General features: G+C 66.2%; 25 protein-coding genes. 16 read left to right on the forward strand and 9 right to left on the reverse strand.

Annotated features, from left to right (window positions below; translation table 11 throughout):
* The first annotated feature begins 53 nt into the window (after positions 1–53).
* The 6 genes from putA to HLG70_RS03365 all read left to right on the forward strand — a co-directional run bounded on the left by putA (position 54) and on the right by HLG70_RS03365 (position 8,956).
* Positions 54–3,875, forward strand: coding sequence for a trifunctional transcriptional regulator/proline dehydrogenase/L-glutamate gamma-semialdehyde dehydrogenase (gene putA, locus HLG70_RS03340; RefSeq protein ID WP_171665156.1), 3,822 nt, complete (start codon positions 54–56; stop codon positions 3,873–3,875).
* A 243-nt stretch (positions 3,876–4,118) separates the two neighbouring features.
* Entirely contained in the window at positions 4,119–5,264 is a 1,146-nt protein-coding gene (locus HLG70_RS03345) for a branched-chain amino acid ABC transporter substrate-binding protein (RefSeq protein WP_171665155.1), read from the forward strand.
* A gap of 230 nt (positions 5,265–5,494) precedes the next feature.
* Entirely contained in the window at positions 5,495–6,346 is an 852-nt protein-coding gene (locus HLG70_RS03350; protein ID WP_419144805.1) for a branched-chain amino acid ABC transporter permease, read from the forward strand.
* Positions 6,343–7,431 (forward strand): ABC transporter permease subunit, encoded by a 1,089-nt coding sequence (locus tag HLG70_RS03355; protein ID WP_171665153.1) that lies wholly within the window; start codon positions 6,343–6,345, stop codon positions 7,429–7,431. The genes HLG70_RS03350 and HLG70_RS03355 overlap by 4 nt, the downstream gene beginning before the upstream one ends.
* On the forward strand, positions 7,428–8,231 hold the full coding sequence (locus HLG70_RS03360; RefSeq protein ID WP_171665152.1) for an ABC transporter ATP-binding protein: 804 nt from the start codon (positions 7,428–7,430) through the stop codon (positions 8,229–8,231). The genes HLG70_RS03355 and HLG70_RS03360 overlap by 4 nt, the downstream gene beginning before the upstream one ends.
* Entirely contained in the window at positions 8,228–8,956 is a 729-nt protein-coding gene (locus HLG70_RS03365; protein WP_171665151.1) for an ABC transporter ATP-binding protein, read from the forward strand. Before HLG70_RS03360 ends, HLG70_RS03365 begins: the two co-directional genes overlap by 4 nt.
* Positions 8,957–9,002: 46 nt before the next feature.
* Here the strand turns inward: HLG70_RS03365 and HLG70_RS03370 are convergent, their stop codons facing one another.
* Genes HLG70_RS03370 through HLG70_RS03380 form a run of 3 tightly spaced genes read right to left on the reverse strand, consistent with a single transcriptional unit; the run spans position 9,003 to position 12,137 of the window.
* A complete protein-coding gene (locus HLG70_RS03370; protein ID WP_171665150.1) occupies positions 9,003–10,274 on the reverse strand; it encodes a CaiB/BaiF CoA transferase family protein in 1,272 nt (423 codons plus the stop codon).
* Between the two features lie 20 nt (positions 10,275–10,294).
* Positions 10,295–11,095, reverse strand: coding sequence for an enoyl-CoA hydratase-related protein (locus tag HLG70_RS03375; protein ID WP_171665149.1), 801 nt, complete (start codon positions 11,093–11,095; stop codon positions 10,295–10,297).
* A 46-nt stretch (positions 11,096–11,141) separates the two neighbouring features.
* The gene (locus tag HLG70_RS03380) at positions 11,142–12,137 is read right to left on the reverse strand and encodes a Bug family tripartite tricarboxylate transporter substrate binding protein (RefSeq protein ID WP_171665148.1); all 996 of its coding nucleotides are present in this window, start codon (positions 12,135–12,137) and stop codon (positions 11,142–11,144) included.
* A gap of 128 nt (positions 12,138–12,265) precedes the next feature.
* Between HLG70_RS03380 and HLG70_RS03385 the strand changes: the two genes are divergently transcribed.
* The gene (locus tag HLG70_RS03385; protein WP_171665147.1) at positions 12,266–12,973 is read left to right on the forward strand and encodes a GntR family transcriptional regulator; all 708 of its coding nucleotides are present in this window, start codon (positions 12,266–12,268) and stop codon (positions 12,971–12,973) included.
* 59 nt (positions 12,974–13,032) lie between these two features.
* Here the strand turns inward: HLG70_RS03385 and HLG70_RS03390 are convergent, their stop codons facing one another.
* Entirely contained in the window at positions 13,033–14,316 is a 1,284-nt protein-coding gene (locus tag HLG70_RS03390) for an MFS transporter (RefSeq protein WP_171665146.1), read from the reverse strand.
* Between the two features lie 134 nt (positions 14,317–14,450).
* On the opposite strand from HLG70_RS03390, the gene HLG70_RS03395 reads away from it, so the two are divergent.
* Together HLG70_RS03395 and HLG70_RS03400 are read left to right on the forward strand one after the other, a co-directional pair.
* Complete coding sequence (locus HLG70_RS03395; RefSeq protein ID WP_171663957.1) at positions 14,451–15,068, forward strand: TetR/AcrR family transcriptional regulator; 618 nt, start codon at positions 14,451–14,453, stop codon at positions 15,066–15,068.
* 181 nt (positions 15,069–15,249) lie between these two features.
* On the forward strand, positions 15,250–15,471 hold the full coding sequence (locus HLG70_RS03400) for an XRE family transcriptional regulator (RefSeq protein WP_171663956.1): 222 nt from the start codon (positions 15,250–15,252) through the stop codon (positions 15,469–15,471).
* A gap of 82 nt (positions 15,472–15,553) precedes the next feature.
* On the opposite strand, the gene HLG70_RS03405 is transcribed toward HLG70_RS03400, so the two are convergent.
* Both HLG70_RS03405 and HLG70_RS03410 read right to left on the reverse strand, forming a co-directional pair.
* Positions 15,554–16,843, reverse strand: a complete 1,290-nt coding sequence (locus HLG70_RS03405; protein WP_171663955.1) for an Nramp family divalent metal transporter — start codon at positions 16,841–16,843, stop codon at positions 15,554–15,556.
* A 133-nt stretch (positions 16,844–16,976) separates the two neighbouring features.
* Positions 16,977–17,402: an OsmC family protein gene (locus tag HLG70_RS03410; RefSeq protein ID WP_171663954.1), complete on the reverse strand. Its 426-nt coding sequence runs from the start codon at positions 17,400–17,402 to the stop codon at positions 16,977–16,979.
* Between the two features lie 285 nt (positions 17,403–17,687).
* On the opposite strand from HLG70_RS03410, the gene HLG70_RS03415 reads away from it, so the two are divergent.
* The 6 genes from HLG70_RS03415 (at position 17,688) to HLG70_RS03440 (ending at position 23,243) form a co-directional block, all read left to right on the forward strand.
* Positions 17,688–18,842, forward strand: a complete 1,155-nt coding sequence (locus tag HLG70_RS03415; RefSeq protein ID WP_171663953.1) for an ABC transporter substrate-binding protein — start codon at positions 17,688–17,690, stop codon at positions 18,840–18,842.
* 177 nt (positions 18,843–19,019) lie between these two features.
* The gene (gene ehuB, locus HLG70_RS03420) at positions 19,020–19,934 is read left to right on the forward strand and encodes an ectoine/hydroxyectoine ABC transporter substrate-binding protein EhuB (protein WP_171663952.1); all 915 of its coding nucleotides are present in this window, start codon (positions 19,020–19,022) and stop codon (positions 19,932–19,934) included.
* Positions 19,935–19,943: 9 nt separating this feature from the next.
* Positions 19,944–20,597 carry an ectoine/hydroxyectoine ABC transporter permease subunit EhuC gene (gene ehuC / locus HLG70_RS03425; RefSeq protein ID WP_171663951.1) on the forward strand — a complete coding sequence of 218 codons (654 nt, stop codon included), beginning with the start codon at positions 19,944–19,946 and terminating at the stop codon, positions 20,595–20,597.
* Positions 20,594–21,265, forward strand: a complete 672-nt coding sequence (gene ehuD / locus HLG70_RS03430) for an ectoine/hydroxyectoine ABC transporter permease subunit EhuD (RefSeq protein WP_171663950.1) — start codon at positions 20,594–20,596, stop codon at positions 21,263–21,265. The genes ehuC and ehuD overlap by 4 nt, the downstream gene beginning before the upstream one ends.
* Positions 21,262–22,032 (forward strand): ectoine/hydroxyectoine ABC transporter ATP-binding protein EhuA, encoded by a 771-nt coding sequence (gene ehuA, locus HLG70_RS03435; RefSeq protein ID WP_171663949.1) that lies wholly within the window; start codon positions 21,262–21,264, stop codon positions 22,030–22,032. The genes ehuD and ehuA overlap by 4 nt, the downstream gene beginning before the upstream one ends.
* Before the next feature lie 98 nt (positions 22,033–22,130).
* On the forward strand, positions 22,131–23,243 hold the full coding sequence (locus HLG70_RS03440; protein WP_171663948.1) for an NADH:flavin oxidoreductase/NADH oxidase: 1,113 nt from the start codon (positions 22,131–22,133) through the stop codon (positions 23,241–23,243).
* A 70-nt stretch (positions 23,244–23,313) separates the two neighbouring features.
* Here HLG70_RS03440 and HLG70_RS03445 read toward each other — a convergent pair whose 3' ends face one another.
* The 3 genes from HLG70_RS03445 to HLG70_RS03455 all read right to left on the reverse strand — a co-directional run bounded on the left by HLG70_RS03445 (position 23,314) and on the right by HLG70_RS03455 (position 25,233).
* A complete protein-coding gene (locus HLG70_RS03445) occupies positions 23,314–23,964 on the reverse strand; it encodes a dUTPase (protein WP_171663998.1) in 651 nt (216 codons plus the stop codon).
* Positions 23,965–24,058: 94 nt separating this feature from the next.
* Complete coding sequence (locus tag HLG70_RS03450; protein ID WP_171663947.1) at positions 24,059–24,583, reverse strand: hypothetical protein; 525 nt, start codon at positions 24,581–24,583, stop codon at positions 24,059–24,061.
* 14 nt (positions 24,584–24,597) lie between these two features.
* A complete protein-coding gene (locus HLG70_RS03455) occupies positions 24,598–25,233 on the reverse strand; it encodes a DedA family protein (RefSeq protein WP_171663946.1) in 636 nt (211 codons plus the stop codon).
* Between the two features lie 106 nt (positions 25,234–25,339).
* On the opposite strand from HLG70_RS03455, the gene HLG70_RS03460 reads away from it, so the two are divergent.
* Positions 25,340–26,380 carry a metal-dependent hydrolase gene (locus HLG70_RS03460; protein WP_171663945.1) on the forward strand — a complete coding sequence of 347 codons (1,041 nt, stop codon included), beginning with the start codon at positions 25,340–25,342 and terminating at the stop codon, positions 26,378–26,380.
* Positions 26,381–26,461: the final 81 nt, after the last annotated feature.

Genomic DNA, 26,461 nt, shown 5'->3' on the forward strand with positions numbered 1-26,461 from the left:
GGTTTCGTTCGGGCCCGGTATTACCTTTGCCATGCGACAGGAAGCAATCTCTTATGGCCAGCACGACCCTCGGCGTCAAAGTCGATGACGCACTACGCGACCGCCTGAAGGCCGCCGCGCACAAGCTCAACTGCACGCCGCACTGGCTGCACAAGCAGGCGATCCTCGCCTACCTGGACAAGATAGAGCGCGGCCATCTGCCCGCTGAGATGTCCCATCTGGGCGTGGATTCGGGCGGCGACGACGAGGCTGGCGAAGGCCAGCTGGCGCCTACTCCTCCGTTCTACGAGTTCGGCCAGGACGTGCAGCCGCAATCCGTATTGCGCGCGGCGATCACCGCGGCCTATCGCCGCCCCGAACCCGAGTGCGTCCCGCTGTTGCTGGGCCAGGCCCGCATGCCCAATCTGGAAAAAGTGCATGCGATGGCGTCCGATCTGGTGAAGAAGCTGCGCGGCAAGCGCAGCGGCGGCGGCGTGGAAGGGCTGATCCAGGAATTCTCGCTGTCCAGCCAGGAAGGCGTGGCGCTGATGTGCCTGGCCGAAGCGCTGCTGCGCATCCCGGACCGCGCCACGCGCGACGCGCTGATCCGCGACAAGGTCGCCCGCGGCGACTGGAAGTCGCACATGGGCGGCTCGCAATCCCTGTTCGTCAACGCGGCTACCTGGGGCCTGATGATCACCGGCAAGCTGGTCGCCGTGAGCAGCGAGCAGTCGCTGTCCAAGGCGCTGACCCGCCTGATCGGCAAGGGCGGCGAGCCCCTGGTGCGCAAGGGCGTCAACATGGCCATGCGCATGATGGGCGAGCAGTTCGTGTCGGGCCAGACCATTTCCGAAGCGCTGGCCAACAACCGCAAGATGGAAGCGCGCGGTTTCCGCTATTCCTATGACATGCTGGGCGAGGCCGCGACGACGGCGGATGACGCCGAGCGCTATTACGCGTCGTATGAACAGGCCATCCACGCCATCGGCAAGGCCGCGGCCGGCCGTGGCATCTACGAAGGCCCGGGCATCTCGATCAAGCTGTCGGCGCTGCATCCCCGCTATTCGCGCGGCCAGCGCGAACGCGTCATGGCCGAACTGTTGCCGCGCGTCAAGGCATTGACGGCGCTGGCCCGCAGCTATGACATCGGCCTGAACATCGACGCCGAAGAGGCCGATCGCCTGGAGATCTCGCTGGATCTGCTGGAGGCGCTCTGTTTCGCTCCCGAACTCGAGGGCTGGAACGGCATCGGCTTTGTCATCCAGGCCTACCAGAAGCGCGCGCCGTTCGTGATCGATTATGTGATTGACCTGGCCCGCCGCAGCCGTCATCGCGTGATGGTGCGCCTGGTGAAGGGCGCTTACTGGGACAGCGAGATCAAGCGCGCCCAGGTCGACGGCCTGGAAGGCTATCCGGTCTACACCCGCAAGCTGTACACCGACGTGGCCTACCTGGCCTGCGCCCGCAAGCTGCTGGGCGCGCCGGAAGCCGTGTACCCGCAGTTCGCCACGCACAACGCCTACACGCTGTCGGCCATCTATCAACTGGCCGGCCAGAACTACTACCCGGGCCAGTACGAATTCCAGTGCCTCCACGGCATGGGTGAACCGCTGTACGACGAAGTGGTCGGGCCGCTGGCGCAGGGCAAGCTCAATCGTCCCTGCCGCATCTATGCGCCGGTCGGCACGCACGAAACGCTGCTGGCCTATCTGGTGCGCCGCCTGCTCGAGAACGGCGCCAACACCTCGTTCGTGAACCTGATCGGCGACGACAGCATTCCGGTCGAAACGCTGGTGGCCGATCCGGTTGACGCCGCCGCGCGCATCGTGCCCCTGGGCGCGCCGCACGAGAAGATTCCGTTGCCGCGCGAACTCTACGGCAATCCGCAACAAGGCGCCCGCGCCAATTCGGCGGGCCTGGACCTCAGCAACGAGCACCGCCTGGGTTCGCTGTCCGCCGCGCTGCTGGCCAGCGCCGGCACCCCGTGGCGCGCCGCGCCCATGCTGGGCGAAGGCGGCGACCCTTGGGACGCCGCCCGCGCCATCGAGGTGCGCAACCCCGCCAACCTGCGCGACGTGGTGGGCCACGTCATCGAGGCCCAGGCCGGCGAGGCCGATCTCGCCCTGCGGGCCGCCGCCAATACCTCGCCGATCTGGCAGTCCACGCCGGTGGCCGAGCGGGCCCAGTGCCTGCGCCGCGCCGCGCAACTGCTGGAAGAGCAGATGCAGACCCTGCTGGGCCTGATCGTGCGAGAAGCCGGCAAGTCGCTGCCCAACGCCATTGCCGAGGTTCGCGAGGCCGTGGACTTCCTGCGCTATTACGCCGACCAGGCCGAACGCGAATTCAGCAACGACACACATCGTCCGCTGGGCACCGTGCTGTGCATCAGCCCCTGGAATTTCCCGCTGGCCATCTTCACCGGCCAGGTCGCGGCCGCGCTGGCCGCGGGCAATACCGTGCTGGCCAAGCCCGCCGAGCAAACCCCCTTGATCGCAGCCCAGGCCGTGGCCATCCTGCGCGCGGCCGGCGTGCCCGCCGGCGCCGTGCAGCTGCTGCCGGGCCGTGGCGAAACCGTGGGCGCCCAGCTGGTTGCCAGCCCGGGCGTGCGCGGCGTGATGTTCACCGGGTCCACCGACGTGGCGCGCATCATCGCGCGCACCCTGGCGGATCGCCTGGACGACGACGGCCACACCATTCCGCTCATCGCGGAAACGGGCGGCCAGAACGCCATGGTGGTGGATTCGTCGGCCTTGTCCGAGCAGGTCGTGTTCGACGTGCTCAGCTCCGCCTTCGATTCGGCCGGCCAGCGCTGCTCGGCGCTGCGCGTGCTGTGCGTGCAGGAAGACAACGCCGACCACGTGCTGACGATGCTGCGCGGCGCGATGCGCGAGCTCGCCGTGGGCAACCCCGACCGCCTCTCGGTGGACGTGGGTCCGGTCATCGACGCCGAGGCGCGCACCGGCATCCAGCGGCACATCGAGGCGCTGCGCACGGCGGGCCATCGGGTGGATCAGGTCGAACTCAACGGCGAATGCCGCCACGGCACGTTCGTGCCGCCGACCATCATCGAGATCGACCACATCAGCGAGCTGACGCGCGAAGTCTTCGGCCCGGTGCTGCACGTGGTGCGCTACAAGCGCGATGAACTCGACGCCTTGCTCGACGCCATCAACGGCACGGGCTACGGACTGACCTTCGGCGTGCACACCCGTATCGACGAGACCATCGCGCATGTGACCGGCCAGGTCCACGCCGGCAACGTCTACGTCAACCGCAACATCGTGGGCGCGGTGGTGGGCGTGCAGCCCTTTGGCGGCGAGTGCCTGTCCGGCACCGGCCCCAAGGCGGGCGGTCCGCTGTACATGTACCGGCTGCTGGGAACCCGCCCCGCGGGCCTGCCGCCGGCGCTGGATGCCGCGGCGCCGCTGCCGCAGCGTATTGCGCTGCCCGGCCCGACCGGAGAGACCAATACCTATATGGTTGAGCCGCGTGGCGCCGTGTATTGCGTGGCGGCCACCGAGGCCGGCGCGCGCGCGCAGTGGTCGGTTGCCCGCTTGACCGGCAATCACGCCTGGTTCGCGGATACCCCAGCGGCGCAGGCGTTGTTGTCCAGCCTGGATGCCGAGCAGCAGGGACAGGCAGGAATTCTTGCCGACGCCGAGGTCGACCAGGCGGACTATCACGCCGTGCTGTTCGAAGGCGATGGCGATGCCTTACAGGCCCTGAACCAGCGCATCGCGCAGCGCCCGGGCGCCATCCTGGCGGTGCACGGCCTGACGCCGGACGCCGTGGCGGCTGGCGCCGCTTATGTGCCGGAACGCCTCCTGACCGAGCGTTCCATCAGCGTGAATACGGCGGCGGCGGGCGGCAACGCCAGCCTCATGACCATCGGTTGAATGTGACCGAGGGGTAACCCTTGGGTATACAAGGGTTATCTCCAATATCGGGGTAGGTTGCACTGGAAGCAAAATCCGGTCGCACCTCTAGTTTGGCTGTCGCAACCCGGCATCCATACTTTGCAGAAAATGCATGCGCGGGCCTGGGCAACCACCGGGCCCGCGGTAGTAAAAAAAGCCAAAAGCCTGGCTAAAAGCTCAGGTATAACAAGGTCTTAGGTCCGACATCCCGGAGGATTCCCCATGAAGTTCCGCACCACTTTGAAGCTTATCGCCGCAGGCATCGCCGCTGCCGGCATGACCGCTGGCGCCCAAGCCGCAGACATCAAGTTCGGCTTTGCCGCGCCGCTCACCGGTCCGCAATCGCACTACGGCGAGGACATGCAGAACGGCCTGAACCTGGCCCTGGAAGAGGCCAACAAGAAGGGCATCAAGGTTGACGGCCAGCCGGCCAAGTTCGTGCTGGTGTCGCGTGATGACCAAGCCGACCCGCGCGTGGGCGTGCAGGTCGCCCAGCAGCTGGTCGACCAGGATGTCGTCGGCATCCTGGGGCACTTCAACTCGGGCACCACGATCCCCGCTTCGCGCGTCTACCATGAGGCGGGTCTGCCCCAGATCGCCATGGCCACGTCGCCGGAATACACCAAGCAAGGCTACGAAACCACCTTCCGCATGATGACCAGCGACACCCAGCAGGGCGCCGCGGTGGGCAAGTTCATGGTGGAAAACCTGAAGGCCAAGAAGGTCGCGATCATCGATGACCGCACCGCCTACGGCCAGGGCCTGGCGGACGAGGTCGAGAAGGCGGTCAAGGCCGCCGGCGGCCAGATCGTGCGCCGCGAGTACACGACCGACAAGGCCAACGACTTCACCGCCATCCTGACCAACATCAAGGGTTCCGCGCCCGACGCCATCTTCTATGGCGGCCTGGACGCGCAGTCCGGCCCGATGAAGCGCCAGCTGGCCACGCTGGGCCTGAAGGCGCCGCTGGTTTCGGGTGAAATGACCCGCAGCGACACCTTCATCAAGCTGGCCGGCGATGCCGCCGACGGCACCTATGCCTCGCTGGCCGGCGTGCCGCTGGACAAGATGGCCGCGGGCAAGGACTTCGAGCAACGCTACCAGGCGCGCTTCAAGAAGGCCCCCGGCGTGTATGCCCCCTACGCCTACGATGGCGCTTGGAACATGATTACCGCCATCGAGCAGGCCGGCTCCGCCAAGCCCGAGAAGTACCTGCCGGCGCTGGCCAAGCTGAACCGCAAGGGCGCTACCAGCGAACACATCTCGTATGACGCCAAGGGCGACCTGAAGGAAATCTCGGTCACCATCTACGAAGTCAAGAACGGCAAGTGGGAAATGGTTGAAACGATGGTCAGCCAGGCCAACTAAGGCGGGTTGAACGAGGGCGGATCCTGGCTGCGCCACGGTCCGCCCGCTCTGTCCGCAGGCGCCGTCCGGCGCCGCGGCGCGCAACGCCAAGCCGGGCCTTCGTGCCCCGGCTGCGTGCTACGCGAATTCTCCAGGCTTATGCAGCGGCCCCTATGGATATCTTCATTCAACAACTGATTAACGGCGTCACGCTAGGCAGCGTGTACGCCCTGGTCGCCCTTGGCTACACCATGGTGTACGGCATCATCGGGCTGATCAACTTCGCGCATGGCGACGTCGTCATGATCGGCGCGATGGCGGCCACGACGATCGCCATCTCGCTGGTGGGCGGCGACCCCGGCACTTCGGCCTTCGTGGTGCTGGGCGTGGGACTGCTGGTCTCGGTGCCCCTGTGCATGGCGGTGGGCTGGACGGCCGAACGCGTGGCCTACCGGCCGCTGCGCCGCGCGCCCCGCCTGGCGGCGCTGATCACGGCCATCGGCGTGTCCATCATCCTGCAGAACGTGGCGATGATGGGCTGGGGCCGCAACTATCTGAACTTCCCGCAGGTGCTGTCGCCGCAGGTGTTCGAGTTCGCCGGCGCCCGCATGAGCACGCTGCAGATCGCCATCGTGGTGATCGCGGCGTTGATCATGGGCGGCCTGCTGGCCGTGGTGCACAAGACCCGGCTGGGCACGGCGATGCGCGCCACCGCGCAGAACCGCGAAGTGGCGGGCCTGATGGGCGTGAACATCAACACCGTCATTTCGGCCGCGTTCCTGATCGGTTCGGCGCTGGCCGCCGTGGCGGGCATGATGGTCGCCACCTATTACGGCGTGTCGCAATACACCATGGGCTTCATGCTGGGCCTGAAGGCCTTCACCGCCGCGGTGCTGGGCGGCATCGGCAACCTGGTGGGCGCGATGGCCGGCGGCCTGCTGCTGGGCATCATCGAATCCCTGGGCGCGGGCTATATCGGCGACCTGACGGGTGGATTCCTGGGCAGCCATTATCAGGACGTGTTCGCGTTCTTCGTGCTGGTGCTGGTGCTGATCTTCCGTCCGTCCGGCCTGCTGGGCGAACGCGTGGGAGATCGCGCATGAGCGGACACATGAAAAGCAGTGGGATCTCGACCCGCAACCTGATCGGCATCGCGCTGATCGGCATTGTGCTGGCGGTGCTGCCCTTCGTGATCGGCATGGCCGGCCAGAGCTGGGTGCGCATCCTGAACTTCGCGTTGCTCTATGTGATGCTGTCGCTGGGCCTGAACATCGTGGTGGGCTTTGCCGGCCTGCTGGATCTGGGTTACATCGCGTTCTATGCGGTGGGCGCCTATACATGGGCGCTGCTGGCGTCGCCGCATTTCGGACTGCATCTGCCGTTCTGGGCGATCCTGCCGATCGCGCTGGCCGTGGCATGCCTGTTCGGCGTGCTGCTGGGAGCGCCGACACTGAAGCTGCGGGGCGACTACCTGGCCATCGTGACCTTGGGGTTCGGGGAGATCATCCGCATCTTCCTGAACAATCTGAACGCGCCCATCAACATCACCAACGGACCGCAGGGCATCAATCGCATCGACACCTTCAAGGTGGGCGAGTTTGCGTTTGGCCGCACGGAGAGCCTGCTAGGTATCCGTTTTACCGGGCCCGAGAAGTACTACTACCTGCTGCTCGCGCTGACGCTGATCATCATCGTGGTTTGCGTGCGCCTGCAGAATTCCCGCATCGGCCGCGCCTGGGAAGCCATCCGCGAGGACGAGATCGCCGCCAAGGCGATGGGCATCAACACCCGCAACATCAAGCTGCTGGCATTCGCCATGGGCGCGTCCTTCGGCGGCGTGGCGGGGGCCTTGTTTGCGTCCATGCAGGGCTTCGTCAGCCCCGAGAGCTTCTCGCTGATGGAGTCCATCTCCATCCTGTGCATGGTGGTGCTGGGCGGCATGGGCCATATTCCGGGCGTGATCCTGGGCGCGCTGATCCTGGCGGCCTTGCCTGAATTCCTGCGGGCGGTGGTCGAGCCCATCCAGCACATGGTGTTCGGCGCCGTGGTGCTGGATCCGGAAGGCATCCGCATGCTGCTGTTCGGCCTGGCCATGGTGAGCGTCATGCTGTTCCGCCCGGCGGGGCTGTGGCCGTCGGCGGTGCGCAAACGTGAACTCGCGACCAAGACCCAGGGAGGGGCGACATGAGCAAACTGCTGCAAGCCCAGGGCCTGGGCAAGCGCTTCGGCGGCCTGCAAGCCTTGTCCGATGTCAGCTTCGACATCGAGCAGGGCGAGATCTACGGCCTGATCGGCCCGAACGGCGCGGGCAAGACGACGCTGTTCAACGTGTTGACCGGTCTCTACATTCCGGAAGACGGCACTTGCAACTTCGACGGCGTATCCATGACCGGCAAGAAGCCGCATGAAGTCGCCTATGCCGGGCTGGCGCGCACCTTCCAGAACATCCGCCTGTTCGCCAACCTGAGCGCCATCGAGAACGTGATGATCGGCCGCCACATGCGCACCAAGGCGGGCGTGCTGGGCGCCGTGCTGCGCACCCGCGGCACGCGTGCCGAAGAGGCCGCCATCGAGGCGCGGGCGCAGGAATTGCTGGACTACGTCGGCATCGGGCATCGCGCCAACGACGTGGCCCGCTCGCTGCCTTATGGCGACCAGCGGCGCCTGGAGATCGCGCGCGCGCTGGCGACGGATCCCAAGCTGCTGGCGCTGGACGAGCCCGCCGCCGGCATGAACGCATCGGAAACGGTGGTGCTGCGCAAGCTGGTCGAGAAAATCCGCGCGGACGGCGTGACCGTGCTGCTGATCGAGCACGACATGAAGCTCGTCATGGGCCTGTGCGATCGCGTGCTGGTGCTGGAATACGGCAAGGTCCTGGCGATGGGCAAACCCGCCCAGGTGCAGCGCGACCCCAAGGTCATCGAAGCGTACCTGGGCGCCGGGGCGGCCCAGGATCCGTTGATTAACAAAGAGGGCCAGGCAACATGACGGCATCCCAACCCCTATTGGAGCTGCGTGGCCTCCAGGTGTCCTATGGCGGGATCCGCGCGGTGCGCGGCACCGACCTGCGCGTGGACGAAGGCGAACTGGTCTGCCTGATCGGCGCCAACGGCGCCGGCAAGAGCACCACCCTGCGCGCCATCTGCGGCCTGGTGCCGCTGGCTGGCGGAGAGATCGTCTACGCGGGGCAATCGATAGGCGGCCAGAAGTCGCATGAGCTGGTCCGCAAGGGCCTGGTCATGGTCCCCGAAGGCCGCGGCATCTTCGGCCAGCTCACCATCGAGGAAAACCTGGCGATGGGCGGCTATATCCGCCGCGACGCGGCGCAGATCCGCCAGGACACCGATCGCGTTTTCACCTTGTTCCCGCGCCTGGCGGAACGCCGCAAGCAGGCGGCCGGCACGCTGTCGGGCGGCGAGCAGCAGATGGTGGCCATGGGCCGCGCAATGATTGCCCGCCCCAGGCTGCTGCTGCTGGACGAGCCGTCGATGGGCCTGGCGCCCCTGATGGTGGAGAAGGTTTTCGAAGTCGTGCGCACGATCGCCAGCGAAGGCGTGACCATCCTGCTGATCGAGCAGAACGCGCGCCTGGCGCTGGAAAACAGCCATCGCGGCTACGTGATGGAATCTGGCGAGATCACCTTGTCCGGTCCGGCGCGCGAGATGCTGCATGACCCCAAGGTGCGCGCGGCGTACCTGGGAGAGACGGAGTAGCGGCGGGCGCAAGGCAGGGCGCGGCGCGCCTTGCCTTGCGTTCCCGTCATGCCGGCGCGTGCTCGCGGTCCACGGCGGCGACCACTCCCGCGCTGATCAGCGCATCGATCTCCTTTTCCCCGTAGCCGAATTCACCCAGGATCGCGATGGTGTCCTCGCCCAGGCGAGGCGCCGCGCGGTGATACTGCGCGGGCGTGGCGGACAGCTTCACGGGCATGCCCACCGTGCGCACCTTGCCCGCGACCGGATGGTCCTGCTCTACCACCATGCCGCGCGCCAGCGTCTGCGGATGCGACAGCGCCTGCGCGATCGAGTGCACCGGACCGGCGGGAACGCCGGCTTCATCGAAGACGTCCAGCCATTCCTGAGCGGCGCGCGTCTTGAGGATTGCGGAGATCTCCGCCACCAGTTCTTCCCGGTTCTGCATGCGGTCGCGGTTGCGCGCGAAGCGCGCGTCTTCGGCCCATTCGGGCTTGCCCAGCGCCAGCGCGATGCGCTGCCAGTTCTTCTCGTTCGCGCCGCCGATGATGATCCAGTCGGTGCCCGTGGGAAACGCCTGGTACGGCGCGCTCAGCACGTGCGCCGATCCGGTGGGGCCGGGGGATACGCCGCTGCCGAAGTAGATCGCGGCATGCCAGTACAGCTGCTGCAGGCTGGCCTCCAGCAGGGAGGTTTCCACGATCTGGCCTTCGCCGGTGCGCTGCTTGTGTTGATACGCCGCCAGCACGCCGAACGCCGCCAGCAGGCCCGCATTGATGTCGGCCACGGAATTTCCCGTACGCAGCGGCGGGCCGCCGGGCTCTCCGGTAATGGCCATCAGGCCGGAGAAGCCCTGCGCCACCAGGTCGAAGCCTCCCTTGTCGGCGTACGGGCCGGTGGTGCCATATCCCGATACGGCGCAATAGATCAGACCCGGGTTTTCCTGGCGCAGCGTGTCGTAGCCCAGGCCCAGTTTTTCCATCGTGCCTTTGCGGAAGTTCTCGGTGACCACGTCGGCGTCGCGGATCATGCGCAGCAGGACCTTCTTGCCTTCGGGATGCTTCAGGTCCAGCGCGATGGCGCGCTTGTTGCGGTTGAGCATGAGGTAGGGCGCCGAGATGCCATTGATCTGCGGATCGCGGTATTGGCGCGAATCGTCGCCGCCATCGATCTTCTCGACCTTGATCACGTCGGCGCCCAGGTCGGCCAGCATCATGCCGCAAGTGGGGCCGGCCATGATCTGCGACAGCTCGATGACGCGCATGCCGGCCAGCGCGCCGGGAGGCGCATCGGCGGGGGTGGCGGACGGGCGGCCGGGGCCGCGGTTTTCGTTATGCATGCATGCTCCTTGATCTGCGTTCAGCGGCCGCTGAACTGCGGCTTGGCCTTGGCCAGGAAAGCGCGGTAGCCGCTGCGGAAGTCCTCGGTGTCGAAGCAGTCGAAGGCCTCGTCGCGGTCGGCGTCGGTGAGGGCCTTGCCCTGGACGAGGTTGCGCACGAACTTCTTGTGCCAGCGGGCCACCAGGGGCGCCCCGTCGGCGATGCGGCGCGCGGCGGCCTGCGCCTGGTCCGCGACCTGGTCGTCCGGCACGACGCGCGTGACCACGCCCAGGCGCAGGGCTTCGGCGGCGTCGAATATCGTTCCTTCCAGCAGCACTTGCAGCGCGGTGGTCGGCCCGACCAGGCGCACCAGCGGCGCCAGTTCCGAATATGACATCACCAGGCCCAGGTTCTTGATGGGGACGCCGAACCGCGAACTTTCGCCGCAGATGCGCAGGTCGGCCAGGCTGGCGATCTCCAGCCCGCCGCCCACGCAGATGCCGTGTATCTGCGCCACCACGGGGTGGCGGCAGCCGCCAATGGCCTCGATCGAGCGACGCATGACGGCGCCATACTCCACCGCCTGCCGCTTGTTGCTGCGCGCGGTCTCGAATTCGCTGATGTCGTTGCCGGGCGAGAACGCCTTTTCGCCCGCGCCCCGCACCAGTACGCAGCGCACGCTGTCGTCGCGGTCCAGTTCCAGGAAGGTGTCGCCCAGCAGCCGCCAGCCATCGATGGTGAAGGCGTTGAGCTTTTCGGGCCGGTTCAGCACCACGGTCGCGATGTCGCCGTCGCGCTGCAGCAGGATGGGCGGGGAGTCGGGGGTAGAGGTAGCGCTCATGGTGTTCCTTTGGTCATGCGCGGGGGCGGCAGGCCCCCGCGGGGGATTACTGTTTCGTCAGGCCCAGGCTGGCGGTGAGCTTGCCGTACTTGGTCCATTCGTCCTGTACATACGCGGCGAACGCTGCGGGGGTCTGCGGCCCGCCGCCAAGGTCCATGCCCTGGTCGGCAAGCTTGGCGGCGACCTCGGGGTCGGCGAGGGTCTGGGCCAGCGCCTGGTCAAGTTTGTCCATCACGGCGCGCGGCAGCTTGGCGGGGGCCAGCACGGCATACCACTGCACGATGTCCAGGCCCTTGATGCCGGATTCGGCCAGCGTCGGCACATCCGGCAGCCGTTTGCTGCGTTCGGCGCTGGTCACCGCCAGCGGGCGCAGCTTGCCGGCCTGGATCTGGTTGATCGCGCCGGGCAGGGTGTCGAAATTCATGTCCACGCTGCCGCCCAGCAGATCGGTCATGGCCTGGCCGCTGCCCTTGTAGGGAACGTGCTCCATGGAAACGCCGGCGATCTGCGAAAAGCGCGCCGCGCTCAGGTGCTGCGGGCTGCCCATGCCGGACGAGGCATACAGCAGTTGCTTGGGCTTGGCGCGGGCATCGTCCACCAGGTTCTGGACGGTGGCGTATTGGCGCTTGGCGGGGTTCACTACCAGCACGTTGGGCACCGAGCCGATATAGCGCACCGCCGTGAAGTCCTTGATGGGATCGATACTGGATTGCACGACATAGGGCGCGGCGACCGTGGACTGCATATTGGCAAGCAGCAGCGTGTAGCCGTCCGGATCGGCCTTTGCCACGTAGTCGGCGGCGATCAGCCCGGAGGCGCCCGGCTTGTTCTCGACCACGATCTGCTGGCCCAGCAGGGTGGACAGTCGCGCGGACAGGATGCGGGCCGATACGTCGGTGCCGCCGCCTGGCACAAAGCCGACAACCAGGCGGATGGGGCGTTCCGGCCACTTCGCCGGGTCCTGCGCCAAGGCGGGGCTGGAGGCGGCCAGGCTGGCGGTCAAGGCCAGCGCGCCCGCCCAGGCGCGAGCATGCTTGTTCATATGGAGTCTCCTTGGTGGTTGGGGCCTGCCCAGGTGTGGCTTGCTTTATGATTGGGTCAGGTTGGTATTCCTTTGGTGTTTGGTATACCAGATACAAAAATAGTCGATGTTGCGAGCGTGAACAACCCATGGCTAACCCTGAAAGCCTGATTCCGGATGCGTCCGTCCCCGATTTGGCCATCCACCATCCCACCCTGCCGGCCGTCGTTGCCGAGCGTCTGCGGCAGCTGATCATCGATGGCACGCTGAAGCCGGGCACCTGGCTCAATGAGCGGGACCTGTGTGATCAGCTGAAGATTTCACGCACGCCGCTGCGCGAGGCCTACCGGATGCTGGCCTCGGACGGACTGGTGACCTTGCAGCCCAAGCGTGGCGCGATGGTGATCGAGCTCTCGGCTGAGGACATCGAGAACATCTTCGATGTGCTGTCCGTGCTGGAAGGATTGGCGGTGCGCAGCGCCGCGGAGCGCGCGTCCGAGGCGGAATTGGCCCAGATCGCGCGCTTGCATGCGCAGATGCTTGAAAACTACGAGAAGCGGGATATCCGCGCCTATTTCGCGGCCAGCATGGGGACACACATCGCGATCAATCGCGCCGCCCACAATCCCTCGCTGACGCAGTCCTATGACCGGCTGAACCTGCAGGTCCAGGCCTTGCGCTACAAGTCCAATTTCGACCACGACGAATGGACCACGGCGGTCGCGGACCACGAGGCCTTTGTGCAGGCGCTGATGGCGCGCGACGGCGAACGCGCCGAAGCGCTGATCCGCAAGCACGTGGGCGGCAAGAAAGCCTACAACCTGCGCGGCCGCCCGGGCGCGGCGGCCAAATCCTGAGCGGGGGCGCGCAAGGCGCTTGAACGCATGGCGGCGCGTGCCGCCATGCGCGGCGTCCTTCAGGCCGGCTGCGCCACCACGCGCTTTCTGCCGATCATCAGCGCAAGCACCGCCGCGATGAGGCCGGTCGAGCCGGAGATCACGAAGGCCATCAGGTAGCTGCCTTGCGATTCGCGCAGCGCGCCGGCCATCCAGGCGGCGCTGGCGGCGCCCATCTGGTGGCCCGCCACGATCCATCCGAACACGATGGGGGCGTCGCGTTCACCAAAGGCTTCCGTCGTCAGGCGCAGGGTGGGCGGCACGGTGGCGATCCAGTCCAGGCCGAAGAAGATCGCGAAGATCGACAGGCTGTAGAACGAGAAATCGGAATAGGGCAGGTACATCAGCGACAGGCCGCGCAGCGCGTAGTAGACGAAGAGCAGTTTGCGCGGGTCGTAGCGGTCGGTCAGCCAGCCCGAGGCGGTGGTGCCGATCAGGTCGAAGATGCCCATCAGGGCGAGCAGGCCCGCAGCCTGCACCTCTGGCATGCCATGGTCGCCGCAGAGCGCGATCAGGTGGGTGCCGACCAGGCCGTTGGTGGTGAAGCCGCAAACGAAGAACGTGGCGAACAGATACCAGAACGTGCGGGTCCTGGACGCGCGGGACAGGGCGCCGAAAGTGGCGGCCAGCATGCCGGTGCGGGGCGCGGCGGAGGCGGGCGCGGCTTGCGGGTCGCTGCCGAACGGCGTCAGGCCCACGCTGGACGGGCGGTCCGGAACCAGCCACCACGCCAGCGGCACCAGCGCGGCCGCGGCGCCCGCCACCGTCCAGACCACGCGCGTCCAGTCGCCGGACGAGGCCAGCGCGGCCAGCACGGGCAGGAACACCAGCGTACCGGTGGCGGCGCTGGCCGTCAGCAGACCCATCATCAGGCCGCGATGCTTGACGAACCAGCGATTGACGACGGTGGCGCCCATCACGATGGCGACCGCGCCCGAGCTGATGCCCGAGAACACGCCCCAGGTCATGAGCAGGTGCCAGGGCTCGGTCATGTATGCGCTGACGGCGCTGGATGCGGCCATCAGTATCAGGGCGCAGATCAGAACGCGCCGCAGGCCGAAGCGTTCCATGGCGGCGGCGGCGAACGGACCGACCAGCCCGTACAGAAAGATGCCCACGGCCGCGGCGAACGAAATCGAACTGCGGCTCCAGCCGAATGCTTCTTCCAGCGGCACCAGCAGCACGCTGGGCGAGGACCGCAGTCCGGCGGCGACCAGCAGCGACAGGAAAATCACCGCGACGACAACAAACGCATACTTCTGTCCGGCGCGCCGGAACGGAAAGGGAGGTTGGGCTATACTCATGTTACTGACCGGTACGTATTGAGGTTCGCGAATAGTACGTACCGGTCAGTAACATCGTCAAGTATTTTTTGGCGACCCTGTTTTCAGGAGGGCTTGGGTTCCATTCCAGCCGTCCTGCGGAAAAGGAGCCGAGTATGGCCAGCAAGATTCCCGCTGCGTTCCCGCCACCCTCCCAGCCCGCGGCCAAGCCGCCGCTGGCGGCCGACCGCATACGCAAGACCGCGCGCGAAATGTTCTATCGCGATGGCATACGCGCGGTGGGCGTGGACGCCATCGTCACCCAGGCGGGCGTGACCAAGCCCAGCCTGTACCGCAGCTTTTCGTCCAAGGACGAGCTGGCGGCGACCTACCTGCGCGACTACGACGCCGAGTTCTGGGCCCGCTTCGACGCGGCCTGCGCCGCGCATCCGGGCGACCCGCGCGCACAATTGCTGGACTATCTGTCCGGCCTGGGCAGCCGCGCCGTGCAGAACGGCTACCGCGGCTGCGGCCTGACGAACGCGGCCGTCGAGTACCCCGAACCCGACCATCCCGCGCGGGTCGTCGCCGTGGCGCACAAGCTGGAGCTGCGTCGCCGCCTGAACGCGATGACGGCGGAAATGGGCGCGAATGAGCCCCAGGCCCTGGCCGACGGGCTGCTGCTCCTGATCGAGGGCGCTTTCGTTTCCAGTCAGCTTTTTGGAGCGGGCGGGCCGGCGGGCAGGGTGGCCGAGATGGCCGACAAGCTGATCCAGATCCACCTTCCCGGCTGAATGCTGTATTGCCGTGCACAAGACTAGTGCGTAATAGGGTGCCGCATGCACCGTTATGGTGGTGTTTGTACCCATTGCACAACTAACAAAAAAATGTTTGGTATTTTTATTGCGGCGCAACAAACACGGGTTTACCATGAAGTCGTGTTGTTCCACATCGCGCTTTCTCAAGGAGAGAATCATGAGCGATACCGCATTGAAGAATGCCCGTATGTCGGATGCGCTTGAGCGGTCCCTGATCCGCGAGGCCGTCAAGGCGGAAACCCTGTCCGGTCCGTCCGTCCGCATGGGCTGGCTGCGCCTGAAACTGCGCCTGGCCGCGCTGGGCGGCGCCGTGGGCGAAGTCCTGCACGACATGGATGCGGGCCGACAGCAGCACCCGGTGGTCTCCGCCCACCATTGAGCTCGCGCTCCAGCCTGAAAAAAACGCCAGCAGACGCTGGCGTTTTTTTATGCGCGGCCCGGCCGCGTCCTGAAGGCGCTGCTCAGGCCACCATGTCCACCAGCAGATAGCCGTCCAGCACGATGATGCTTACGGTGGCGGCTGTCGCAGCCCAGGCCCAGGCGCCCCGCAGCACATACTGCCCCATCAGGCTCTTGCGGCAGGCCAGCACCACCAGCGGACCCAGGGCGAAGGGCAGGGCCAGGCTCAGGATGACCTGGCTCAGCACCAGCAGTTCATCCGGATCCTGTCCGCCCGTGACTGCCAACAGGCCCACGGCCGCCGCGCCCGCCACCAGGCGCGTGACAAGCGCGCGGCGGCGGTCGGACCAGTTGCTTCGGACCTGGAAGCCCCGGGACAGGATGCGGCCGGCCAGCACGCCGGTGATGGTGGAACTTTGCCCGGCGGCATAGAGCGCCACGGCGAACACGATGGCCGCGCCTATGCCCAGTGTGTGGCCGATCACCGCATGCGCGTCGTCCAAGCTGGATACGACCATGCCGGAACCGGACAGGGATGCGGCAGCCACGATCATGATGGCGGAATTGATCAGCATGGCAACACCCAGGGACACAATGGTGTCGTTGCGCGCCACGCGCATGGCCATGCCGCGCGCTTCGGCGGGAAGATCCCGCGCGCGCTGCGCCAAAGAGCCGGAATGCAGATACAGGTTGTGCGGCATGAGGGTCGCGCCCAGGATGCCCAGCGCGATCAGGAAGCCCTGCGGATCGCGCAGCGCCTGGCCGGTCTGCGTAACGCCATTGGCCACCTCGGTCCAGGCCGGATTCGCCTTGAACAGCAGGAACACGAACGACAGCGCCACCACTGATAGCAACAGCCCTATGACGCGCTCATGGCGGTCGGCGTTGCCGCGGGTCAGCGCCAGCACGGCGAAGGTGCCGATGCCGGTGACGGCGACGCCCGCGATCAGCGGCAGGCCGAACAGCAATCGCAGCGCGATTGCGCCGCCTATCAGTTCGGCCAGCGCGGTGGCCAGGATGGCGGCTTCGCCGGCCAGCCAGGCGGCCTTGGCCAGGCGGGGCGAAAGGTGCCGTGCCGTCAGGGTGGCCAGGTCCTGCCCCGTGGCCAGCGCCAGGCGCGAGACCAGGACCTGGAAACCCAGCGCCAGGAAAGCCGAGGTGATGACGACCATGAGCAGGCCATAGCCGAAGCCGCTGCCGCCGGCGATATCGGTGGCCCAGTTGCCGGGATCGATGTAGCCCACCGCGACCAGCAGGCCGGACCCCACCATGCGGCGCAGGTTCGCCGATACCCGGGCGTCTTGCGCCAGGGCGGCGTTGCCGCCTGATATCGCGTAGATGAATCCGGTCATGCGATGCTCCTGAGAATGGTTCTTATTCTCTAGAAGAGATCGCCGACCGTCAAATTGATTTTGACCAAGTGCGGGATAGAACAGCCCAATGATCCGACCCCGTCTGTGGCCGGAGCATCGGGCGGGAGGGGGATCAGGACTTTAGTTTGGCTTCCATCGAGATCTTGGCGTTCAGCACTTTGGAGACCGGGCAACCCTTCTCCGCCTTGCGGGCGGCTTCCTCGAAGGCCTGCGCGGAGGCGCCCGGAATGACCGCTTCGACGGTCAGGTGGACGGCGGTGATGGAAAAGCCGTCATCCACTTTATCAAGCGTGACTTCGGCCTTGGTGTCCAGGCTTTGCGCGACCATGCCGGACTCAGCCAGGATGTTCGACAGCGCCATCGTGAAGCAGCCGGCGTGCGCCGCGCCCAGCAGTTCTTCGGGGTTGGTGCCAGGGGTATCGCCGAAACGGGTGTTAAAGCCATACGGCTGGCTCTTGAGCGCGCCGCTTTGCGTGGAAATCGTACCCTTGCCAGTCTTCAGATCGCCCGACCAGGCGGCGGTTGCGGTTTTCTTCATACGTGACTCCTGTAGGGGAGCGCGCGGCCGGGGCCGGCGCGTCCGGGGGTAGGGGGCGCGCGATCCGCCGGTCAGGGCGGCGCGCTTTTGCCTCAGGCGGCATCGTCGATGATACGGCGCGCCCGGCGGCCTGACGTAGAAAACGCCCGTTCGCAACGGCAAGCCGATGTAACGGCAAGCGGCCCGCAAGGCGCGGGGCGCGCGTATCGGATGGCCAGGCGGAGGTGGTGGCGGGCATCAGGCAAAATAGCGGCATCTCCTCAACACCTTCCCGAGAGCCGTCTCATGTCCCGCATTCTTGTCCGCTACGCCTGCGCAGTCGCACTGGTGGTTCCCGTCCTGTCCGCACATGCTGAAATCGTCATCGGCGTGGACGTCTCGACGACGGGTCCCGCCGCCGCGATCGGCATCCAGACCAATAATGCGATCCGCCTGTGGCCCAACACGCTGGGCGGCGAGCCCGCGCGTTATGTGGTTCTGGATGACGGCACGGACGTGAGCCGCGCCGTGAAGAACATGCGCAAGCTGACCTCCGAAGACAAGGTCGACGCCATCGTGGGCCCCAATACGACCGCCGCCGCCCTGGCCGGCCTGGACGTGCTGGCCGAGACCAAGACCCCGATGATCGCGCTGGCGGCGTCCAGCGTCATCGTCGAGCCGCTGTCCGATCCCAAGCGCGCCTGGGCGTTCAAGATGCCGCAGAACGACACGCTGATGGCCACCGTCCTGGTCGAGGACATGAAGAAGAAGGGGCTGAAGAACGTGGCCTTCATCGGCTTTGCGGATTCGTATGGCGACAGCTGGTGGAAGGAGTTCTCCGCCGCGGCCGGGTCCGACCTGAAGATCGTGGCGCAGGAGCGCTTCCAGCGCACCGACGCTTCGGTGGTGGGGCAGGTGCTGAAGGTCATCGCCGCCAAGCCGGACGCGGTCCTGATCGCCGGCGCCGGCACCCCTTCGGCCCTGCCGCAGAAGACGCTGCTGGAACGCGGCTACACCGGCGCCATCTATCAGACGCACGGCATCGGCACGCTGGAATTCCTGCAAGTGGGCGGCAAGGACGTGGAAGGCACCTTGTTCCCCACCGGCCCCGGCGTGGTGGCGCGTGAGTTGCCCGACTCCAACCCGGTCAAGAAGGTGGCCGTGGAGTTTGCCGACAAGTACGAAAAGCAGTACGGCGCCAACACGCTGACGCAGTTCGCCGGGGACGCCTACGGCGCCTGGATGCTGTTGGACTCGGCCGTGGCGCGGGCTCTGAAGACCGGCGCCAAGCCGGGCACCCCGGAGTTCCGCCTGGCGCTGCGCGACGCGTTGGAAAGCACGCGCGACCTGGTCGTACCCAATGGCGTGCTGAACATCTCCAAGGACAACCACCAGGGATTCGACGAGCGCGCCCGGGTCATGGGCATCGTCAAGAACGGCCGTTTTTCGTACGCGCAGTAATAGGTGCCATATCTCTCTACCGTTTGTAACGTGTCCTAACCCTCCATAGGGCAATGGCCCCCAAAAGCAGGCTTAGGCCTGCTTTTTTACGCCTATATCATTCGTATAGAAATCATTTAATAGCGTATTATTTTTAGTGAAGCCATGCACATAGAAATAATTACGGGAGAAAAATACATGACCTTGATTCGATCCGGACGACTGCTGTTGGCGTTGAGCCTGGGCATTCTGGCCGCCTGCTCCGATTCCGGTTCCGACAAACCGGCGCCCGCCGCGGGCGGCGCACCGGCAGCCAGCGCCACTACCCTTGAAGCCGCCAAAGCCGCCGGCAAGATACGCATCGGCTATGCCAATGAAGCGCCGTTCGCGTATATGGACAGCAAGGAAGCCAAGGTCACGGGCGAATCCGTGGAGATCGCGCGCATCGTGCTCAAGCGCATGGGCATCAATGAAGTGGAAGGCGTGCTGACCGAGTTCGGTTCGCTGATCCCCGGGCTGGCGGCCAAGCGCTTCGACATCATCGCGGCGGGCATGTATGTCACGCCCGGACGTTGCCAGCAGGTGGCTTTCTCGGATCCGACGTATGGCGTGGGCGAAGCGTTCCTGGTCAAGCAGGGCAACCCGAAGAACCTGCACAGCTATGAAGACGTGGGCAAGAACCCCGACGCCAGGCTGGGCGTGGTGGTGGGCGCGATCCAGAGCGACTACGCCGAAAAAGTGAAGATCCCGCCTGGCCAGGTGGTGGTGTTTCCGGACGCCGTCAGTGCCTTGTCCGGCGTGCAGGCTGGCCGCGCCGATGTCTATGCCGCCACCGCGCTGACCATCAACGACCTGATGGGCAAGACGCAGCAAGGCAGCGATCTGGAGAAGGCGGAGCCATTCACGGACCCGGTGATCGACGGCAAGGACGTGCGGGGCTACGGCGCCTATGCGTTCCGGACCGACGACCAGGCCTTCGCCGACGCGTTCAACGCCGAGCTGGCCAAGTTCATCGGCACCGACGAACACAAGAAGCTGGTGGAGCCCTTTGGCTTCACCGAGCGGGAACTGCCCAAGGGCGTGACCGCGGCCAACCTCTGCGCCGGCCAGTAGGGAGCGCCTATGCAGCTGATTTCGGAACATATCGCGGAGCTTGTGCCGCCCCTGCTGGAGGGGCTGGCCGTCACGCTTCAAGTCATGGCGGGGGCGATGGTGCTGGCGGTGCCGTTGGCGCTGGCGTCCGGCATAGGCCGCCTGTCGACCTTGCGGCCCGTCCGGTGGCTGGCGTCGATCTATGTCGAGGTTTTCCGGGGCACATCCGCCCTGGTTCAGCTTTTCTGGTTCTACTTCGTGCTGCCCTTGTTCGGCCTGCAGCTGCCGGCCATGCTGGTCGGCATCGTGGTGCTGGCGCTTAACGCCGGCGCGTATGGCGCGGAAGTGGTGCGTGGCGCCATCCGCGCGGTGCCGCCCGGCCAGCGCGAAGCGGGCGTGGCGCTGAACCTGAGCCGCGGGCAGATCATGCGCCGCCTCGTGCTGCCACAGGCGGTGCCGGCCATGCTGCCGCCCGCCGGCAACCTGCTGATCGAACTGATGAAGAACACCGCACTGGTGTCGCTGATCACCATCACCGACCTGACATTCCGCGGCCAGCTGCTGCGCAGCGAAACCCTGCGCACCACCGAGATCTTCACCCTGATGCTGCTGATGTACTTCGCGGTGGCCTTGCTGATCACGGCGGGCGTGCGCCTGCTTGAGCGGAGGGTCCGAGTCCGATGACACCGATATTCGACTGGTCTTTCGCGCTGGAAATCCTGCCCACCCTGGGGTCCGCGCTGGTCATCACGATCCAGGCCACCGTGCTTGGCATGCTGGTGGCCGTCACGCTGGGGCTGGTGCTGGCAATGCTGCGCCGTTCCCGCCTGCGCATCGTGTCCCTGCCCACGGCTTTTGTGATCGAGTTCGTGCGCAGCACGCCGCTGCTGGTGCAGATGTACTTCCTGTTCTACGTGTTGCCCTTGACGGGGGCGCGGATGTCTCCGCTCATGACCGGTATCGTGGCGCTCGGCGTGCATTACGCCACGTACTGCGCCGAGGTCTATCGGGCCGGTATCGAGGCGGTGCCGCGCGGGCAATGGGAGGCCGCCGCGGCCCTGAACATGTCGCGCTGGCGCACGGCCGTCGGCGTGGTCTTGCCACAGGCGATTCCTCCCGTGGTGCCGGCGCTGGGCAACTACCTGGTGGCGATGTTCAAGGACACGCCGCTGCTGTCGGCGATCACCGTGGTGGAGCTGCTGCAGCAAAGCAAGATGATCGGATCCGCGACGTTCCGGTACACCGAACCCCTGACCCTGGTGGGCATGCTGTTCCTGGCGTTGAGTCTGGTTGCGGCCTGGGGTGTGCGCGGGCTGGAGACGCGCCTGCAACGATATGGAGGAAAGCGATGAGCGCCAGCGTGAACATCAAGAATCTGCACAAGCGTTACGGAGAGCTGGAGGTGCTGCGCGGCATCAACCTGGAGATTCCCGCCGGCCAGACCGTGGCCGTGATCGGCCCTTCGGGTTCGGGCAAGTCCACCTTGCTGCGTGTGCTGATGACGCTGGACCGGCCCAGCAGCGGCGACATCGAGATCGACGGGCAATCAATGTGGACCGACGCGCAGGGCCGCCCTGCGGGCGCCAATTCCGAACACCTGCGCCGCGTGCGCGGCAAGATCGGCATGGTGTTCCAGCACTTCAACCTGTTCCCGCACATGACCGCGCTGGGCAATGCCATGGAAGCGCCGCTGCATGTGCTGGGCATGTCGCGCGACCAGGCGCGCGAGCGCGCCGTGGAGTATCTGGACATGGTGGGCCTGGGCGACAAGCTGGATGTCTATCCCGCGCAATTGTCGGGCGGCCAGAAGCAGCGCGTGGGCATCGCGCGCGCGCTGGCGATGTGTCCGGAGATCATGCTGTTCGACGAGGTGACGTCCGCGCTGGATCCGGAACTGGTCGGCGGCATCCTGCAGATCCTGCGGGACCTCTCGGCCCGGCGCAGCATGACGATGATCATCGTCACTCATCAAATGAAATTCGCCGAACGCAGTTCCGATCGGACCCTGTTCTTCGATGCGGGCAATATCGTCGAGGACGCGGAATCCCCGGTGCTGTTCAGCCAGCCCAGGGAGGAGCGTACGCGCCAGTTCCTCGACAGCGTGATCGAGGGGCAATAGGCGCGAACCAGGCTTAACCCTGCCGGGGGCGTTGGGATTGGCGCCGTTTTTTTCGGCGGACGCTATGCTGTGGCGTCCAACGCCCCGGAGGCCCACGCATGAGTCATCTGTTCAGTCCCACGTCAGTCGGTAACGTACAACTGGCCAATCGCATCGTCGTCGCGCCCATGTGCGAATACTCCGCGGAAGACGGCCGCGCCACCGACTGGCACATGATCCATCTGGGTCACCTGGCGCTGTCGGGCGCCGCGCTGTTGTTCACGGAAGCCACCGCGGTGGAGCCCGATGGCCGCATCTCTCCGGGAGACCTCGGCCTGTGGTCCGATGAAACCGAGGCCGCGCTGGGCCGCGTGGTGGCCGCCGTGCGCCGCTATTCGCCGATCAAGCTCGGCATCCAGCTGGGCCACGCGGGCCGCAAGGCATCCAGCGACGCGCCCTGGAATGGCGGCCAGCTGGTGCCGGCCAGCGCAGGCGGCTGGCAGGGCTGGGCGCCGTCGGCCGTGCCGCACAACGCGCATGAGCCCGCGCCCCACGCCCTGGACAATGCCGGTCTTGCGCGCGTTCGCGACGCATTCGTCGACAGTGCCCGCCGCGCCATACGCCTGGGCTTTGACGCCATCGAGCTGCATGCCGCGCACGGCTATCTGCTGCACCAGTTCCTGTCGCCGCTGTCGAACCGGCGCGACGATGCCTACGGCGGCTCGGCTGAAAACCGCATGCGTTTCCCGCTGGAGGTGTTCCAGGCCTTGCGCGAAGTCACGCCGCCGTCGGTGGCGCTGGGCCTGCGCGTGTCCGCGACCGATTGGGTCGAGGGCGGATGGGACCTGGAGCAGACGCTGGTGTTCGCGCAGGCGCTGAAGGACCGCGGCTGCGAGTTCATCGACGTTTCCAGCGGCGGGGTTTCCTCGCAGCAGAAGATACCCGTGGGGCCGAATTACCAGGTGCCGTTTGCCGACGAGATCAAGCGCCGCGTCGGCATGCCTACCATTGCCGTGGGCCTGATCACCGAGGCGCAGCAGGCCGAGGACATCGTGGCGCAGGGCCAGGCCGACATGGTCGCGCTGGCGCGCGGCATGCTCTATGACCCGCGCTGGCCCTGGCATGCCGCCGCCCAGCTCGGCGGCCAGGTCGATGCGCCGCGCCAGTACTGGCGTTCGCAGCCACGCGAGCAGAAAGCCCTGTTCGGCGAGACGCGCTTCGGCCAGCGGTAAAGCGGGCCGCGTTGCGGGAAAAAAAAGCGCCGCAATTTGCGGCGCTTTTTTGTGGTCGGACTGGCGCGGATTACAGGCGCGAGTAGGCCGCTTCAAGTTCGCGATGCAGGACGTCGGCGAAATCCGCTCTTGCGGGATCCTGCTGCGACAGCAGGCGGGCCAGCACGACGTTGTCTTCCTCGCCGTTCCAGATCTTGATGTAGGTGCCTTCCTTGTAGCCATGCTGCTGGCGGAAGATGTTCAGCACGTTCTTCGACACGTACTGCGTGTAGGCGTCGTTCCAGCTCATTTCGCAGGCGGTCATGGTCTGTTCCAGGACCTTGAAGCTGGCGCGTCCGCACACCGCCAGGCCGCCGATCAGTTCCAGCAATTCCGGGACATTCAGTGCGTCCAGGGCATGGCTCTTGCCGTCCAGCACGACCGTGGCGGGCGAGGCCAGATCGGCCACCAGCGCGCGGGAGGCGGCGTCGACATCGCCGCCGGCCTGAACGATCGTGTGCGACAGGTAGAAATGCAGGATGTCCACCAGTTCCATCTGCACCTGGGGCAGATCGATGGTCTGCTTTTTCCACCACTTCCAGCCGTAGTGCTCCAGCGCCTCGGCGGATTCCACAAAGGCGGCGCGCAGGAAGCGGGCTCCGCCGTTGACCCAGTCCGGATTGATCATGCTGTTCAAGTGGCCCTGCAACTTCAGCATCGTGGCCGCCTGGCCCTGGTTCAATCCGACAACGTTATTCACTTTCACTCCGGGGTTCTTGAGGGGTCTTTGCGACTGGGGCGGAAATGTTAGCACCATTGCCCGCCCGGCCCACGGCTCAACTGGCGTCCTTGCGGTGGGACGAGGGCTTGAGCGGCGGCAACGTTTCCAGGCGCGACTTGCGCGGATTGCGCGCGCCGCTGCCCGCCTTGAACAGCATGAATGCGAACAACGCCAGGAAGATGGCGGGCATCAGCGTATCCAGGTTGTAGTCCGAGTGCCGCATCGCTTCAAAGGCGATGCGCACGGCAGCCCAACCGGCCAGCATCCCGCCGATCGTCAGGACGATGCCGATCTTGCGTTGCCGGGCGCGCCGGGCCATGGAGACCGCGCCGGCGTCTTCCTGCCCCGGCACGGAAACGCCAGGCATGGATTGCATGGGCGGCGGCGCCGCCTTGCCCCAGGGGGCGGTGGACAGCGATTCGGACGTGGCGGTTGGCACGGGCGCCGCGACGGGCGCGGACGCCCGGCGGGACGCTTCGCGCTGACCCGAAACCTGGCCGGGCGTGGCGCCGCCGGCGCGCGTCAGGTTCTCGATGTAGCGCGCGAAATCGCCGTTCTTCGGCTCCGAATCTATGGCCATGCTCATCTCCGGGTTCAGTTGCCGCGGCGCCGCGCCGGCTGGCGGCGTTTGCGCATCATGGCAAGCAATAGCCCGCATCCTAGCAGCACCGAGAACCCCGCGCCGATCATCATGGCGATCTGCTGCGCGTTTTCCGCCGCGCCCAGGCTACGCGCGGTGACATACCCCGGCGCCAGCATCAGCGGCATCCAGAGAATCGCCGAACTGACATTGGCCAATTGGAAACGTCCATGTGCCATGCCCATCACGCCGGCGACGGTGGGAATGGTGGAGCGGATCGGGCCCAGGAAGCGGCCGATCAGGACCGACGCGAAGCCGTAGCGATAGAAGAACAGCCGGGCGCGCGCCACGCCGGTGCGCTGCTGCTTGAGCGGCCAGCGGCGCAGCACGCCCGGCCCGGCCCAGCGGCCCAGCCAGTACGACAGGGCGTCGCCCACGATGGCGCCCGCGATGCCCCATGCGATGATGCCCCAGGGGTCGAGTGTGCCCGCGCCGATCAGGCCGCCGGTCAGCAGCATCAAGGCGGTGGCAGGGATGAACAAGCCCAGCAGCACCATGGATTCGCCCAGGGTCAGCAGAAAAGTGATCGGGCCTGCCCACATCTGGTTGGCCTCGATGAACTGGCCGATCTGATCTATGTAATGGTCCATGAATCGCAAGTTGAAAATTAGCTGAACGCAATCGGGTATGTTAACGCCTGCGCGCGCGGCCTCGGGTTATATAGGCCATGTAGATGAAGCTAAACGTCGGGGAACTATGGATTCGGTAACACAAGCCGTGCTGGGCGCGGGCATACAGGGAGCCCTGCTGGGGGGCGTGCAGGGAAGGCGGGCGCTGATCTACGGCGCGGCGCTGGCCACCGTGCCGGATCTGGACGTCCTGATGAGCTACCCGGATCCGGTTTCGCTCATGACCTACCACCGCGGCTTCTCCCATTCGGTCTTCGTCCTGACCGGGCTGGCGCTGCTGCTGACCTGGCTGATACGCAAATACTGGCCGCAAGCGCCCTATAGCGGACGCAGGCTCTTCCTCACCTTGTGGCTGGTGCTGGTGACGCATCCCATCCTGGACGCCTTCACCGTCTACGGCACGCAGCTGTTCTGGCCGCTGGCCACCGTTCCGGAAAGCTGGTCGGCCATTTTCATCATCGATCCGGTCTACACCGGACCGCTGTTGCTGGGCGTGCTGTTCGCCATCGCCTTTGGCATGACGCTCACCGCGCGGCGCCTGCTGGTGGCGGCGCTGGTCTTCAGTACGGCCTATCTGGGTTTTGGCCTGGCGGGGCGCATGGCGGCCGAGCACCGCGTGCGCGAGGCCATGCAGGGGCAGGGCATTGCCGTCACGGAACTGCGGGCCGTGTCCATGCCGTTCAACACCCTCGTGTGGCGTGTGATCGCCAAGACGGCCGACGGCCATTACTACGAATCGGTCAGCAGCCTGTTCGACCGCGACCCGCCGGAATGGCTGCGCCAGCCGCTCAATCCGGACGTTGGCCAGGCCCTGGCGGGTGTGCCGCTGCATGAGCGCCTGCGCTGGTTCACGGACGACTGGCTGCGCTACGACGCCATCGGCGATGCCCTGGTTGTCTCGGACCTGCGCATGGGCATGGCCGGGCACTACACCTTCCGTTTCAAGATGGCCGAGCGTGCCGCCGATGGCAGCTGGAAGCCGGTCACGCCGTCCGTCTGGCCCAGCCATCGCGGAGGCTGGACCGAGCTGAAGCTGGTGCTGGCCCGCATCCTTCACGAGCAGCCGCCGCTGCCGCTGGCGCAATGGTCCCAACTGACGACGAAATAGCCCGATATTTCACCGCAGTCCCGCAAGGCCCCCGCGATCCGGGGGCCTTTCTTATGGTTTGCGCATATTGACCTGTTTCCA

Origin of the sequence: Achromobacter deleyi, from assembly GCF_013116765.2 — a bacterium.
Taxonomy (GTDB): Bacteria; Pseudomonadota; Gammaproteobacteria; order Burkholderiales; family Burkholderiaceae_B; genus Achromobacter; species Achromobacter deleyi_A.

Excerpts from the sequence above, each read along its gene's own strand:
- HLG70_RS03390 (WP_171665146.1), bottom strand. The coding sequence starts at position 14,316 with ATGAGTATAGCCCAACCTCCCTTTCCGTTCCGGCGCGCCGGACAGAAG.
- HLG70_RS03365 (WP_171665151.1), top strand. The coding sequence starts at position 8,228 with ATGACGGCATCCCAACCCCTATTGGAGCTGCGTGGCCTCCAGGTGTCC.
- ehuA (WP_171663949.1), top strand. The coding sequence starts at position 21,262 with ATGAGCGCCAGCGTGAACATCAAGAATCTGCACAAGCGTTACGGAGAG.
- HLG70_RS03360 (WP_171665152.1), top strand. The coding sequence starts at position 7,428 with ATGAGCAAACTGCTGCAAGCCCAGGGCCTGGGCAAGCGCTTCGGCGGC.
- HLG70_RS03385 (WP_171665147.1), top strand. The coding sequence starts at position 12,266 with ATGGCTAACCCTGAAAGCCTGATTCCGGATGCGTCCGTCCCCGATTTG.
- HLG70_RS03455 (WP_171663946.1), bottom strand. The coding sequence starts at position 25,233 with ATGGACCATTACATAGATCAGATCGGCCAGTTCATCGAGGCCAACCAG.
- HLG70_RS03355 (WP_171665153.1), top strand. The coding sequence starts at position 6,343 with ATGAGCGGACACATGAAAAGCAGTGGGATCTCGACCCGCAACCTGATC.
- HLG70_RS03370 (WP_171665150.1), bottom strand. The coding sequence starts at position 10,274 with ATGCATAACGAAAACCGCGGCCCCGGCCGCCCGTCCGCCACCCCCGCC.
- HLG70_RS03395 (WP_171663957.1), top strand. The coding sequence starts at position 14,451 with ATGGCCAGCAAGATTCCCGCTGCGTTCCCGCCACCCTCCCAGCCCGCG.
- HLG70_RS03400 (WP_171663956.1), top strand. The coding sequence starts at position 15,250 with ATGAGCGATACCGCATTGAAGAATGCCCGTATGTCGGATGCGCTTGAG.
- HLG70_RS03415 (WP_171663953.1), top strand. The coding sequence starts at position 17,688 with ATGTCCCGCATTCTTGTCCGCTACGCCTGCGCAGTCGCACTGGTGGTT.
- HLG70_RS03345 (WP_171665155.1), top strand. The coding sequence starts at position 4,119 with ATGAAGTTCCGCACCACTTTGAAGCTTATCGCCGCAGGCATCGCCGCT.
- HLG70_RS03440 (WP_171663948.1), top strand. The coding sequence starts at position 22,131 with ATGAGTCATCTGTTCAGTCCCACGTCAGTCGGTAACGTACAACTGGCC.
- HLG70_RS03450 (WP_171663947.1), bottom strand. The coding sequence starts at position 24,583 with ATGGCCATAGATTCGGAGCCGAAGAACGGCGATTTCGCGCGCTACATC.
- ehuC (WP_171663951.1), top strand. The coding sequence starts at position 19,944 with ATGCAGCTGATTTCGGAACATATCGCGGAGCTTGTGCCGCCCCTGCTG.
- HLG70_RS03410 (WP_171663954.1), bottom strand. The coding sequence starts at position 17,402 with ATGAAGAAAACCGCAACCGCCGCCTGGTCGGGCGATCTGAAGACTGGC.
- HLG70_RS03405 (WP_171663955.1), bottom strand. The coding sequence starts at position 16,843 with ATGACCGGATTCATCTACGCGATATCAGGCGGCAACGCCGCCCTGGCG.
- putA (WP_171665156.1), top strand. The coding sequence starts at position 54 with ATGGCCAGCACGACCCTCGGCGTCAAAGTCGATGACGCACTACGCGAC.
- HLG70_RS03380 (WP_171665148.1), bottom strand. The coding sequence starts at position 12,137 with ATGAACAAGCATGCTCGCGCCTGGGCGGGCGCGCTGGCCTTGACCGCC.
- ehuB (WP_171663952.1), top strand. The coding sequence starts at position 19,020 with ATGACCTTGATTCGATCCGGACGACTGCTGTTGGCGTTGAGCCTGGGC.
- HLG70_RS03460 (WP_171663945.1), top strand. The coding sequence starts at position 25,340 with ATGGATTCGGTAACACAAGCCGTGCTGGGCGCGGGCATACAGGGAGCC.
- ehuD (WP_171663950.1), top strand. The coding sequence starts at position 20,594 with ATGACACCGATATTCGACTGGTCTTTCGCGCTGGAAATCCTGCCCACC.
- HLG70_RS03350 (WP_419144805.1), top strand. The coding sequence starts at position 5,495 with ATGGTGTACGGCATCATCGGGCTGATCAACTTCGCGCATGGCGACGTC.
- HLG70_RS03375 (WP_171665149.1), bottom strand. The coding sequence starts at position 11,095 with ATGAGCGCTACCTCTACCCCCGACTCCCCGCCCATCCTGCTGCAGCGC.